Source organism: Microbacterium sp. EST19A (assembly GCF_019969685.1).
Lineage (GTDB): Bacteria > Actinomycetota > Actinomycetes > Actinomycetales > Microbacteriaceae > Microbacterium.
On sequence record NZ_JAHXYZ010000002.1, the window covers coordinates 277,074 to 289,600 of the forward strand.

The window sequence follows — 12,527 nt, forward strand, 5'->3', positions numbered from 1 at the left end:
GGATCAGTCCTCCTCGTCGAACGTGGGCGCGTGGTCGCGCGCGTACTGGACATAGCTGTTGCTGACTCCCTGCGGCACCATCGGCCACACCATGGCGTCGGCGCTCACGACGAAGTCGATCACGACGGGGCGGTCGTTGGTCTCGAGGGCGAGCTTGATGGCGGCATCGACGTCTTCCGCCTTCTCCACCCGGATCGCCAGGCATCCGTAGGCCTCGCCGAGCTTGACGAAGTCGGGGATGCGCACGGTTCCGTGCCCCGTGTTGAGGTCGGTGTTGGAGTGACGGCCGTCGTAGAACAGCGTCTGCCACTGGCGCACCATGCCCAGCGAGGAGTTGTTGATGATCGCGACCTTGATCGGGATGTTGTTGATCGCGCAGGTGGCGAGCTCCTGGTTGGTCATCTGGAAGCAGCCGTCGCCGTCGATCGCCCACACGTGACGGTCCGGCTCGGCGACCTTCGCACCCATCGCGGCAGGAACGGAGTAGCCCATCGTGCCGGCACCGCCGGAGTTGAGCCACGCGTTCGGGCGCTCGTACTTGATGAACTGCGCCGCCCACATCTGGTGCTGACCGACGCCGGCGACGTAGACGCCCTCGGGTCCGGTCAGCTCGCCGATGCGCTGGATGACGTACTGCGGAGCGAGCAGACCGTCGTCCGGGGACGTGTAGCCGAGCGGGAACTCCCCACGCAGCCCGTCGAGGTACGACCACCAGTCCGAGATGTCGGGCTGCGTGCTGCCGACGACGCCGCGGAAAGCGGCATCCAGGTCGATCAGCACGTCGCGCACGTCACCCACGATCGGCACGTCGGCGTTGCGGATCTTGGAGATCTCCGCGGGGTCGATGTCGACGTGCACGACCTTCGCGTGGGGCGCGAAGTCGGCGGCCTTCCCGGTGACGCGGTCATCGAATCGCGCGCCGAGGGCGACGATGAGATCGGACTCCTGGAGCGCGAGCACCGCCGGAACCGTGCCGTGCATTCCGGGCATGCCGAGGTGCTGCTGGTGGGAGTCGGGGAACACTCCCCGCGCCATCAGCGTCGTCACCACCGGAGCGTTCGTCGACTCGGCGAGTGCCAGCAGCTCTGCGGCCGCGCGACCGCGCACCACGCCGCCACCGACGTACAGCACCGGCTTCTTCGCCTCGGCGAGGAGGGCGGCCGCGGCCTGGATCTGCTTGCCGTGGGCCTTCGTCACCGGACGGTAGCCCGGCAGGTCGACCTTGGGCGGCCAGATGAACGGCGCCGACTTCTGCTGCGCGTCCTTCGTGATGTCGACGAGCACCGGACCCGGGCGTCCCGTGGAGGCGATCTCGAAGGCGGCGGCGAGGGCGCCGGGGATCTCGGAGGGCTCCTTCACGAGGAACGAGTGCTTCGTGATCGGCATCGTGATGCCGACGATGTCGGCCTCCTGGAACGCGTCCGTTCCCATCAGGTGGCTGAACACCTGTCCGGTGATCGCGACGATCGGCACGGAGTCCATGTAGGCGTCCGCGATCGCCGTCACGAGGTTGGTCGCCCCGGGACCCGATGTCGCGATCGCGACGCCGGTGCGGCCGCTGGCGGAGGCGTAGCCCTCGGCAGCGTGACCGGCGCCCTGTTCGTGGCGCACGAGGATGTGCCGGACGGTGTCGTCGTCGAGCAGGGGGTCGTAGACGGGCATGATCGTGCCGCCGGGGATGCCGAAGACATCGGTCACCCCGAGAAGCCCGAGAGAGCGGACGACGGCCTCAGCGCCCGTGAGCTCGGGAGAAGCGGCCTTCTGGGACGGTGGCCGTGGAACGGCCGGGGCGGAGTCAGCAGTCATGTCTTTCCTTGATGATCTGAGAGTTCGTCAGCGAAGAGCCGACGTGGATCACCCGGTCGTCGCGCCTTCTGCGGCGGAACGCACGAGTCGTGAGTACTTGGCAAGAACACCACGGGTGTAACGCGGGGGAAGCGGCTCCCAGCCAGAGCGGCGGGAGGCGAGCTCAGCGTCGTCGACGAGTAGGTCGAGAGAGCGAGCTGCGATATCGACCCGTATCAGATCACCATCGCGCACGAAGGCGATAGGACCTGCGTCCACCGCTTCGGGTGCTATGTGGCCGATGCACAGGCCGGTTGTGCCGCCTGAGAATCGTCCGTCAGTCAAGAGTAGTACATCTTTTCCGAGCCCCGCGCCCTTGATGGCCGCGGTGATGGCCAGCATCTCGCGCATGCCCGGTCCGCCCTTGGGGCCCTCGTAGCGGATCACGATGACGGTGCCCGGTTCGATCTCGCCCTCGGCGACGGCATCCATCGCGGCGCGCTCGCGCTCGAACACGCGTGCCGGGCCTTCGAACACGGCGGCGTCGAAGCCGGCCGTCTTGACGACCGCTCCCTCCGGTGCCAGCGAACCGTGCAGGATCGTCAGACCGCCCGTGGCGTGGATCGGGTTGTCGAAGGTGTGGATGACGGTGCCGTCGATCGGCTGCGGGTCGAGCTCGGCGAGGTTCTCGGCGAGCGTCTTGCCCGTGACGGTGAGCGCGTCGCCGTGCAGCAGACCCTCGTCGAGCATCGCCTTCATGATGACCGGGATACCGCCGTGGCGGTCGACGTCGTTCATGACGTACTTGCCGAACGGCTTCATGTCGGCGACGTGCGGCACCTTGTCGCCGATGCGGTTGAAGTCGTGCAGGTTCAGGTCGACTTCCGCCTCGCGGGCGATCGCGAGCAGGTGCAGCACGACGTTGGTCGAGCCGCCGAGTGCCATCGCGAGCGCGATCGCGTTCTCGAACGCCTCCTTGGTGAGGATGTCGCGAGTGGTGATGCCCTGGCGGAGCAGGTTGACGACGGCCTCGCCGGAGCGGTGCGCGTAGTAGTCGCGGCGACGGTCGGCCGCGGGCGGGGCTGCGGAGCCCGGGAGGCTGAGGCCGAGGGCCTCCGCGACGGACGCCATGGTGTTGGCCGTGTACATGCCGCCGCAGGCGCCCTCGCCCGGTGCGATCGCGCACTCGATGCGCTTCAGGTCCTCTTCGCTCATGAGACCGGCACGGCATGCGCCGACCGCCTCGAACGAGTCGATGATCGTGACGTCCTTCTCGGTGCCGTCCGACAGCTTCACCCAGCCCGGGGCGATCGACCCGGCGTAGAGGAACACACTGGAGAGGTCGAGGCGGGCGCTGGCCATGAGCATGCCCGGGATCGACTTGTCGCAGCCGGCGAGCAGCACAGAGCCGTCGAGGCGCTCGGCCATCATCACGGTCTCCACCGAGTCGGCGATGACCTCGCGCGACACGAGCGAGAAGTGCATGCCCTCGTGGCCCATCGAGATGCCGTCGGAGACGGAGATGGTGCCGAACTGCAGCGGGTAGCCGCCCCCGGAGTGCACGCCCTCCTTCGCACCCTGTGCGAGCCGGTCGAGGCTCAGGTTGCAGGGGGTGATCTCGTTCCAGCTGGAGGCGATGCCGATCTGGGGCTTCTCCCAGTCCGCATCGCCCATGCCGACGGCACGGAGCATGCCGCGGGAGGTCGTCGCCTCGATGCCGTCGGTGACGACGCGACTGCGGGGCTTGATGTCGATGGACGCGCTGGGAGAAGGATCGTGCGAGGACATGACGGAAGTCTATTCCCGCAGCGAGGAGCGCTCGTCCGCGAGGGCCTCCAGAAGCTCGCCGATCTGTTGTGGGTTCTCCACACGGAGGATCGCGGCGCTCTCCCCCGGCCCCACGCGCACCCCGAGATCGCCCGGCTGCAGCACGCGCATCGCGTCCTCGTCGGTCACGTCGTCGCCGGCGAACAGGATGCCGGTGGCGTCGAAGCGCTCACGGAGCGCCGCGATGGCGGCATCCTTCCCCTCATTGCGCGAGGAGAACTCCAGCACGCGGTGCCCCGCGCGGCGGCGCCAGTGCGGGAACCGCTCGGCGACCAGCGCATCGACCTCGGCGAAGACGCGCTCCTCGGTCTCCCGGTCGGCGCGCCTCGTGTGCACGCCCATCCCGAAGGTCTTCGGCTCGAACTCGGCCCCCTCGTAGCGCTCGATGATCGGACGGGCCGCGGCCCAGAGCTCCTCGCGGGAGTCGTCCTCGGTGGCATCGTCCGTCGCTGCGGCATCGGCGTCGCCCGGGAACCAGTACTGGGCTCCGTGGGATCCGGCGAGCGCGATGACCGAGTCGTCGGTGTGCTCGGTGATCTCGCGGAGGTCGTGCATGCTGCGCCCGGAGACGTACGCCACGACGGTGTCGGGGAGAGCTGCGAGGCGGGCGACCTGGGCGGCGACCGACGGCAGCGCCCGTGCCGCCATGGGGTCGGGGATGAGCGGAGAGGCCGTGCCGTCGAAGTCGAGGGCGACGACCAGCCGGGGCGTCGCGGCGAGCGCCGACAGGTCGGCATCGGGGGCTCCGGGGGTCCAGGCGCGGGTCACGTGTTCTCCAGTCGAGGTCGGGGTTGAGATCGAGGTCGGCGTCGCGGTGTCAGCGTGCATCGCGTGCCGCGGCGAGCGCGGAGAGGAAAGAATCGGACCAGGCGTTCACATCGTGGTCGAGCACACGGCGGCGGAGCGACCGCATCCGCCGGGACTGCTCTCTCGGCGGCATCTCGACAGCACGCATGATCGCTTCCTTGAGTCCTTCGATGTCGTGAGGGTTCACCTGGATCGCACTGCCGAGTTCGTCGGCGGCGCCGGCGAACTCGCTCAGCACGAGCACACCCCGGTTGTCGATCCGGGTGGCGACGTACTCCTTCGCCACGAGATTCATGCCGTCGCGCAGTGCGGTCACGAGCATGACGTCGGCCGCGAGGTACAGCGCGACCATCTCCTCGCGGGGGAAGCCCTGATGCAGGTAACGGATGGCCGTGTGGCCCATGGTGTCGGTGTCGCCGTTGATGCGGCTGACCGCGAGCTCGATCTCGTCGCGCAGGTTCGCGTAGGCGTCGACGCGCTCACGGCTCGGGCTCGCCACCTGCACGAGCGTCACGTCCTCGACCGAGAGCTCACCGGATGCGAGCAGCTCTCCGTAGGCCTTCACGCGGTGACCGATGCCCTTGGTGTAGTCGAGACGGTCCACTCCGAGGAGGATGCGCTTGGGGTTGCCCAGGCTCTCCCGGATCTCGGCGGCACGCGCCTGGATGTCGGGTCGCGCGGCGAGCTCGAGGTACGGCACGGTGTCGATCGAGATCGGGAAGGCCTTGACCAGCGCCTTGTGCGAGTCTCCCTTCTCATCGACCTCGCCGTTGGCCGACGGCACCGTGACCGTCGAGGCCTTGATGTCGTACTTCAGGCGGCGCCGGATCGCGTTGAGGAAGTTGGTGGCGTCGGTCGCGCGCTGGAAGCCGATGACATCGGCCCCGAGGAGACCGCGCAGCACCTGCCCTCGCCACGGCAGCTGGGCGTACAGGCCGTGCGTCGGGAACGGGATGTGGTGGAAATAGCCGATCGTCACGTCGGGCCGCAGGGCCCTGACCATCTGCGGGACGAGCTGCAGCTGGTAGTCGTGCACCCAGACCGTGCCGCCGTCCGCCACGGCAGCAGCGGCGGCATCCGCGAATCGACGGTTCACGGCGACATAGGCGTCCCACCACTCGCGGTGATACTGGGGAGGCGCGATGACGTCGTGGTACAGCGGCCAGATGGTGTCGTTCGAGAAACCCTCGTAGTATTCGGCGATCTCCTGCTCGCTGAGCGCGATCGGGATCAGCCGGATGCCGTCGGACGTGAAGGGCTTGTGCTCGAGCCCGGCCTGCCCCGGCCAGCCCACCCAGGCGCCGTTCACCGCCTTCATCACGGGCTCGAGAGCAGCGACGAGTCCGCCGGGAGACGTGCGCCACAGCTCTTCTCCGTCGGTTCCGACGACACGGTCGACGGGCAGCCGATTGGCGACCACGACGAAATCTGCGGCGGCCATGATGACTCCTCACGCCAGGGGTTGGATACTCCCCAGGCTACCGAGGTTGCCGCGCGGCTTTCGCCAGCGCGTCAGGCGACGACGCGTGCGGCACGCGGCGCGGTGCGACTGAGGAACCAGTTCACGAGTCCCGCGATGAACACGATGGCGGTCGCGATCATCGGGATGAGGAGCGCCGGGGCCGTGCCGATGCTCTCGGCGATCTCACCCGTCGTCGCGGCTCCGAGCGACTGGCCCACCACGACACCCGAGCCGAGCATCGTCATCACGGTCGCGGAGCGTCCGAGCGGGCTGCGCGCAGCACCGAAGCTGTACTGCGTGACGAGGGTCGGTCCGATCCCGATGCCCATGATGCCGAGAGCGATCATCATCGTCACCGGCGAATCCACGAAAGCGAGCAGGAGGCTTCCCACGAGCAGGATGCCGGAGAACACGAGCCACCGCGCGCGCAGGGTGAACGCCGGCGGCAGCCAGGCCACGCCCAGCGCGAGGATCGCCGAGCCGACGCCCATCACGCCGTAGAGGAGTCCGGCCTGCTCGGGCGCACCGCGGTCCGCCATGAACGACGTGAGAGCGGTGAGCATCCCGCCGAAGAAGATCCCGACCCCGAGGATGCCGAGCACCACGATGAGCAGCTGCGGGCGGAAGAGCTCGGAGACGACCGACGGCGCCTTGCCGTCCGCACCGCGCTCCTGCGACACATGACGCCCGCTCGGGTGCAGCGCGAAGGCGCCCACGAACAGCACGGTGAGGGCCGCGGCTCCCGCGAGGGGTGCCCACGGAGCGATCGCCGAGGCGAGGACGCCCACCAGGAACGGACCGAACACGAACACGGTCTCGTCGGCCGCCGACTCGTACGCCATGGTGCCCGAGAGGGTGCGGGCCCGGCGCTCGTCCGGCATCCGCTCACGGATGATCGTGACGAGACGCGACCGCGACAGGGGCGCCACCTGAGGAGCCGTCGCGCCGATGCCTGCCGCGGCGAGCAGCACGAAACCGTCGGCCGCCGATCCGTAGACCACGACCGTGAACACGACGAGCATCGTCCCGTTGGCGAGAGCGAGCGCGAGGAGCACGCCGCGCTGACCGAAGCGGTCGGCGGCGGCCCCGAGGAGCGGACCGAAGCACGCGGTCCCGAGCCCGACGGCGGCCGAGGTGAGACCGCCGAGCGAGAGCGAACCACGGGCCGAGACGACCACGGTGAGCACGCCGACGACCATCATCGCGAACGGCAGGCGCGCGACGAAGGCGATGAGGAAGTAGGGAAGGCCGGCCAGGCGGAACAGGTTCGGTGCGGCCGAGGGGTGCGGCTGGGTCTGGGGTGTTGCGTGTGTCATGGCTCTCGCACGTCGATGACGCGATGTCGGGTGCCGCCGCTGTCCGCGGGAATGCCCGCGGCCCGGTAGTTACACGGTTGTGCGGCCGCGGACGAGCCGCGACCTCTCCATGGTATCGGGTCGCACACGACCGCAGCAGGGAGAATGCGGCGTGCGCCGCGGCGCTAGTCTGGTCGACACTCCCCGTACCGCGCCTCTCGCCTCAGGAGGAACCGTTGTCCTCTGCCCCGCAGATCTCCACGCCCACCCGTGGCCTTCCCGACCGCTCGCAGCGCGCGGGCTCCGCGAAGACCTCTCCGGTTCGCGACCTCCTCGCGCTGACCGAGCGTCCCGAGGTCATCTCGTTCGCCGGCGGGCTCCCCGCACCGGAGTTGTTCGATCTCGACGGCATCCGCGCCTCTTTCGATGCGGTCCTCACGTCCCCCGGTGTCCTGCAGTACTCGACGTCCGAGGGGAGCACCGCGCTGCGCGAGGAGGTCGCGCGGCGCTACACCGCCGACGGCCTCGAGACGGCGGCATCCGACCTCATCATCACCACGGGGTCGCAGCAGGCACTCGGGCTCCTGGCCACCTCGCTGATCGACCCCGGTGACACGATCCTCGTCGAGGAGCCCTGCTACCTCGCCGCCCTGCAGACGTTCGCGCTGGCCGGCGCCCGGGTCGTCGGCATCCCCTACGGCGACGACGGTCTCGACCTCGATGCCCTCGACAGGGCGGCAGACGAGCACGCTCCGAAGTTCTTCTACACGGTCCCGACGTTCCAGAACCCCACCGGGCGCACGCACGACCTCGACGAACGGCGGCACATCGCCGAGATCGCGCAGCGACGCGGCTTCCGCATCATCGAGGACGAGCCCTACCGCCAGCTGCGCTACTCGGGTGACGCGCTCCCGTCGCTGGCCTCGTTCGCTCCCGATCACGTCCTGAGCCTCGGCAGCTTCTCGAAGGTGATCGCGCCCGGCCTCCGCATCGGCTGGATCCGCACCACTCACGACGTCCGCCCCACGGTCACGATCGCCAAGCAGGCCGCAGACCTGCACACCTCGACGATCGACCAGGCCGCGGCCGCTCACTACCTGGTGTCCGGACGCGGAGAGCCGGCGCTCGACCGCATCCGCTCGGCCTACGCGGATCGGCGCGACGCCATGCTCGACACGCTGCCGAGCGTGCTCCCCGCCGGAAGCACCTGGAACCGCCCGGACGGCGGCATGTTCGTGTGGGTGCGTCTGCCGGACGGCATGAATGCTGTGGCATCCCTCGGCGGTGCCCTCGCCGAGGACGTCGCCTACGTTCCCGGCACGTCGTTCTTCTCCGGCGCGGCGGATGAGCGGACGCTGCGGCTCTCCTTCACCACCTACCCCCCTGCCAGCATCCGGGAGGGGTTGTCAAGGCTCGGGACGGCCTGGGGCGCAGGCGGGTAGCGTAGGGGCATGCGCTACCTCTTCAGCACCGGACTCATCGCCGCGATCTCCGCGGGAATCTCCCTGCTGCGCGGCACCCGTCAGGAACCCATCACGTGGCGAGCCGCGCTCTCCTGGGTGAGCTGGGGCATCACGATGGCGCTCGCCGTCGGAGCCGTCGTCGACATGAACCGCGAACGACGCGGCGTGCTCGTCGACGCCGATTCGCCGCAGTCCGTCAAGAAGTCCAAGAAGGCCCAGCGACTGCAGTTCCGGTCGCAGAAGGCTCTCGCCGACGCCCAGGATCACGCCAAGGACCGTCGCAGCTGAGACGGTCCCCGACGCGCCTGTTCAGCGTGTGAGGATGAGCGCCTCGCCCTGACCGCCGCCGCCGCACAGACCGACAGCGGCCGTGCCGCCGCCGCGACGTGCGAGTTCATGCGCCACGTGCACCACGAGCCTGTTGCCGGACGCGCCGATCGGGTGACCGATGGCGATCCCGCCGCCATGGATGTTGACGATCTCGCTGTCGAGGCCGAGCTCCACCTGCGAGCGGGCCACGACGGCGCCGAAGGCCTCGTTGATCTCGACGAGATCGAGGTCGGCGGGGGTGATCCCCTGTTTCGCGCAGGCCTGCTCGATCGCGCGCGCCGGCTGCGCCTGGAGGGAGTTGTCCGGGCCGGCCGTCTGACCGCTCGCCCCGACCGTCACGAGGACGGGCCAACCCTTCTCCTCGGCGATCGCGCGGGTCGTCACGATGACCGCGGACGCGCCGTCGGAGATCTGCGACGAATTGCCCGCCGTGATGGAGCCGCCCTCGGCGAAGGCCGCGCGCAGCCCGCCGAGCGTGTCGACGGTGGTCTCGGGGCGGATGCCCTCGTCCTTCGTCACCAGCACCGGCTCGCCCCTGCGCTGGGGCACGGACACGGACACGATCTCCGCGTCGAACGTCCCGGCCTCCTGCGCAGCCGCCGCGCGCTGGTGCGACAGTGCGGCGACGGCATCCTGCGCCTCGCGCGTGAGCTCGTAGCGCGCGTTGTGCCGCTCGGTCGACGCACCCATGCTCTCGCGGTCGTACGCATCCGTGAGGCCGTCGTACGCCATGTGGTCGAGCACCTCGACGCTGCCGTACGCCCAGCCGTCGCGGGAGCCCATCAGCAGGTGCGGTGCCCGGGTCATCGACTCCATGCCGGCAGCGACCACGACCTCGGCGTCTCCGGTGCGGATCATGCGTGCCGCGTCGATGATGGCCGTCAGGCCCGAGAGGCAGACCTTGTTCACCGAGTGCGCCGGAACGTCCCAGCCGATGCCGGCACCGATCGAGGCCTGGCGGGCGGCGTTCTGCCCTGAGCCTGCGGCGAGGACCTGGCCGACGATGACCGCGTCGACGTCCGCCGGATCCACGTCGCCCTGATCCAGCGCTCCCTTGATCGCGAGCGAGCCGAGCTGCGGCGCGGTGAAAGCGGCGAGCTGGCCCTTCAGGCGTCCCTGCGGGGTGCGGGCGGCGGCGACGATGACGATGTCTTCTGCAGCCGTGCTCTTCTCAACCATTTTCCGTGGTCCTTCCGTCGGTGAGGGCGTCCGAGAGGACATCCGAGATGATGAGGGGCGGTTCGGTGGCCGCGACGACCTCGTCGACCGTGACTCCGGGGGCGAGTTCGACCAGCACCAGTCCGGCGTCGGTCACGTCGATGACCGCGAGATCGGTGATGATCCGATCGACCACGCCGCGGCCGGTGAGCGGGAGCGAGCAGTCGTCGACGATCTTCGCGGATCCGTCGCGCGCCACGTGCTCCATCAGCACGATGACCCGGCCGGCGCCGTGCACGAGGTCCATCGCACCGCCCGGCCCCTTGACCATCTTGCCGGGGATCATCCAGTTGGCGATGTCGCCGGATGCCGAGACCTGCATGGCTCCGAGGATCGCGGCGTCGATCTTCCCGCCGCGGATCATGCCGAAGCTCGCCGCCGAATCGAAGAACGAGGATCCGGGAAGGATCGTGACGGTCTCCTTGCCGGCGTTGATCAGGTCGGGGTCGACGGCGTCCTCGTGCGGGTACGGGCCGACGCCGAGGATGCCGTTCTCCGACTGCAGCACCACGGTGACGTCAGCCGGCACGTGGTTCGGCACGAGGGTGGGGAGGCCGATGCCGAGGTTGACGTAAGCGCCGTCCTGCAGCTCCGCGGCCGCACGGGCGGCCATCTGGTCTCGGGTGAGTGCCATGTCAGGCTCCTTCCGCGGCGACGGGCTCGGACACCGTGCGTCGCTCGATGCGCTTGGGGATGTCGGTGCCGACCTCGATGATCCGGTGGACGAAGACGCCGGGCAGATGGATGCTGTCGGGGTCGAGTTCGCCCGGCTCCACGAGACGCTCGACCTGGGCGATGCAGACGCGGCCGGCCATGGCCGCCAGCGGGTTGAAGTTGCGTGCCGCCTTGTTGAAGACGAGGTTGCCGTGCCGGTCGCCGGCAGCGGCGTGTACGAGGGCGAAGTCGGTCGTGATGGCCTCTTCGAGGACGAACTCCTTCGGCTCGCCGTTCACGTCGAACGTGCGCACGTCCTTCACGGGAGAGGCGACGGCGATCGATCCGTCGGCGTTGTACCGCCGCGGCAGTCCGCCCTCGGCGACCTGCGTGCCGACGCCCGTCTGGGTGTAGAACGCGGCGATACCGGATCCGCCGGCGCGGAGCTTCTCGGCGAGCGTCCCCTGCGGGGTGAGTTCGAGCTCGAGCTCGCCGGAGAGGAACTGCCGCTCGAACTCCTTGTTCTCGCCGACGTATGACGAGGTCATCTTGCGGATGCGCTGGGCGGCGAGGAGCACGCCCAGGCCCCAGTCGTCGACGCCGCAGTTGTTGCTCACGATGCTGAGGTCCTTCGTCCCCTGCGCGAGCAGCGCCTCGATCAGGGCGATCGGGTTGCCGGAGAGACCGAAACCTCCGACCGCGAGAGATGAACCGTCCGTGATGTCGGCGACGGCCGAAGCCGCCGATTCCCACTGCTTGTCGATCACGCCTGCTCCTTCGAAATACGTGCGTCCCTCCAGCATCCGCCTTCTGCGTGGTGAGCGGAACGAACTTCTTGCGATGTGGGCGATCGTGCGCGTAGCGTCCACATTATGGAATCGCCATCCCGCAGCGTCCCCGGCGCTCAGGCCATCGCCCGCGCCGCCCGACTCCTCCGCCTCGTCACGGCATCCGGAGCCGACGGCGCGGCGCTGCAGGACCTCGCCCGCTCCGCCGACCTCACGCGCTCGACGACGCACCGGCTGCTCAGTGCTCTGAAGGCAGAAGGGCTCGTCGATCGCGACGCCGAGAGCACGCGATGGATGCCGGGTCCCGAGCTGTTCCTGATGGGCTCTGCGGCGGCGGCGCGGTACGACGTGACGGCACTGGCCCGCGACATCGTGCGCTCTCTCGCCGTCAAGACCGAGGAGAGCGCCTTCTTCTCCGTGCGCCGGGCGGATGAGACCGTCTGCCTCCTCCGCGAGGAAGGCTCGTTCCCGATCCGCTCCTTCGTCCTGAGCGAGGGCGTGCGCTTCCCCCTCGGCGTCGCCAGCGCCGGACTCGCCATCCTGGCCTTCCTGCCTGACCACGATGTGGATGCGTACCTGGAGCGGCATCCGGAGCTCGAGAGCAGCTGGGGTCGCGCTCACGGCGACACCCCCCTGCGCACTCGGCTCGCCGAGACGAAGGAGCGCGGCTATGCCGTCAACCCCGGGCTGATCGTCGAAGGCAGCTGGGGCATGGGGGCGGCGGTGTTCGACCGGTCCGGTCGCCCGGAATGGGCCCTGAGCCTGACCGGCGTGGAATTCCGCTTCGGACACGACCGCATCGCGGAGCTCGGGCGCACGCTACTGGCCCACGCGCATCAGCTGTCCGCGCGGATCGCGAGCGTCCGGCGGTAACCTCGCTTATTCATACCAACAGGTA

At 69.3% G+C, this 12,527-nt stretch carries 11 protein-coding genes; 3 read left to right on the top strand and 8 right to left on the bottom strand.

Going from position 1 to position 12,527, the window contains the following annotated elements:
- Window positions 1-3 precede the first annotated feature (3 nt).
- The 5 genes from LC452_RS11355 to LC452_RS11375 form a co-directional block, all read right to left on the bottom strand.
- Window positions 4-1,806: an acetolactate synthase large subunit gene (locus tag LC452_RS11355; protein WP_223625231.1), complete on the bottom strand. Its 1,803-nt coding sequence runs from the start codon at window positions 1,804-1,806 to the stop codon at window positions 4-6.
- A 48-nt stretch (window positions 1,807-1,854) separates the two neighbouring features.
- The gene (gene ilvD, locus LC452_RS11360) at window positions 1,855-3,573 is read right to left on the bottom strand and encodes a dihydroxy-acid dehydratase (RefSeq protein ID WP_223625234.1); all 1,719 of its coding nucleotides are present in this window, start codon (window positions 3,571-3,573) and stop codon (window positions 1,855-1,857) included.
- Window positions 3,574-3,582: 9 nt separating this feature from the next.
- Complete coding sequence (gene otsB / locus LC452_RS11365) at window positions 3,583-4,380, bottom strand: trehalose-phosphatase (RefSeq protein ID WP_223625238.1); 798 nt, start codon at window positions 4,378-4,380, stop codon at window positions 3,583-3,585.
- Window positions 4,381-4,429: 49 nt separating this feature from the next.
- Entirely contained in the window at window positions 4,430-5,860 is a 1,431-nt protein-coding gene (locus LC452_RS11370; protein WP_223625241.1) for a trehalose-6-phosphate synthase, read from the bottom strand.
- Window positions 5,861-5,931: 71 nt separating this feature from the next.
- A complete protein-coding gene (locus LC452_RS11375) occupies window positions 5,932-7,197 on the bottom strand; it encodes an MFS transporter (RefSeq protein WP_223625243.1) in 1,266 nt (421 codons plus the stop codon).
- 215 nt (window positions 7,198-7,412) lie between these two features.
- Here LC452_RS11375 and LC452_RS11380 point away from each other — a divergent pair, with 215 nt between their 5' ends.
- Window positions 7,413-8,618 (top strand): PLP-dependent aminotransferase family protein, encoded by a 1,206-nt coding sequence (locus LC452_RS11380; protein WP_223625245.1) that lies wholly within the window; start codon window positions 7,413-7,415, stop codon window positions 8,616-8,618.
- Window positions 8,619-8,627: 9 nt separating this feature from the next.
- Entirely contained in the window at window positions 8,628-8,927 is a 300-nt protein-coding gene (locus tag LC452_RS11385) for a hypothetical protein (RefSeq protein ID WP_223625247.1), read from the top strand.
- Window positions 8,928-8,948: 21 nt separating this feature from the next.
- On the opposite strand, the gene LC452_RS11390 is transcribed toward LC452_RS11385, so the two are convergent.
- From LC452_RS11390 to LC452_RS11400, 3 genes are read right to left on the bottom strand one after another with little or no spacing between them, the layout of a single operon-like run.
- Entirely contained in the window at window positions 8,949-10,148 is a 1,200-nt protein-coding gene (locus tag LC452_RS11390; protein ID WP_223625248.1) for an acetyl-CoA C-acetyltransferase, read from the bottom strand.
- The gene (locus LC452_RS11395; RefSeq protein ID WP_223625250.1) at window positions 10,141-10,821 is read right to left on the bottom strand and encodes a CoA transferase subunit B; all 681 of its coding nucleotides are present in this window, start codon (window positions 10,819-10,821) and stop codon (window positions 10,141-10,143) included. The genes LC452_RS11390 and LC452_RS11395 overlap by 8 nt, the downstream gene beginning before the upstream one ends.
- 1 nt (window position 10,822) lies before the next feature.
- Window positions 10,823-11,608: a CoA transferase subunit A gene (locus tag LC452_RS11400; RefSeq protein WP_223625252.1), complete on the bottom strand. Its 786-nt coding sequence runs from the start codon at window positions 11,606-11,608 to the stop codon at window positions 10,823-10,825.
- Window positions 11,609-11,713: 105 nt separating this feature from the next.
- Here LC452_RS11400 and LC452_RS11405 point away from each other — a divergent pair, with 105 nt between their 5' ends.
- Window positions 11,714-12,502: an IclR family transcriptional regulator gene (locus LC452_RS11405; protein ID WP_223625254.1), complete on the top strand. Its 789-nt coding sequence runs from the start codon at window positions 11,714-11,716 to the stop codon at window positions 12,500-12,502.
- Window positions 12,503-12,527: the final 25 nt, after the last annotated feature.

Bases quoted from the DNA above. Each gene is read 5' to 3' on its own strand.
- LC452_RS11370 (WP_223625241.1), bottom strand. From the start codon at position 5,860: ATGGCCGCCGCAGATTTCGTCGTGGTCGCCAATCGGCTGCCCGTCGAC.
- LC452_RS11375 (WP_223625243.1), bottom strand. From the start codon at position 7,197: ATGACACACGCAACACCCCAGACCCAGCCGCACCCCTCGGCCGCACCG.
- LC452_RS11355 (WP_223625231.1), bottom strand. From the start codon at position 1,806: ATGACTGCTGACTCCGCCCCGGCCGTTCCACGGCCACCGTCCCAGAAG.
- ilvD (WP_223625234.1), bottom strand. From the start codon at position 3,573: ATGTCCTCGCACGATCCTTCTCCCAGCGCGTCCATCGACATCAAGCCC.
- LC452_RS11405 (WP_223625254.1), top strand. From the start codon at position 11,714: ATGGAATCGCCATCCCGCAGCGTCCCCGGCGCTCAGGCCATCGCCCGC.
- LC452_RS11395 (WP_223625250.1), bottom strand. From the start codon at position 10,821: ATGGCACTCACCCGAGACCAGATGGCCGCCCGTGCGGCCGCGGAGCTG.
- LC452_RS11390 (WP_223625248.1), bottom strand. From the start codon at position 10,148: ATGGTTGAGAAGAGCACGGCTGCAGAAGACATCGTCATCGTCGCCGCC.
- LC452_RS11385 (WP_223625247.1), top strand. From the start codon at position 8,628: ATGCGCTACCTCTTCAGCACCGGACTCATCGCCGCGATCTCCGCGGGA.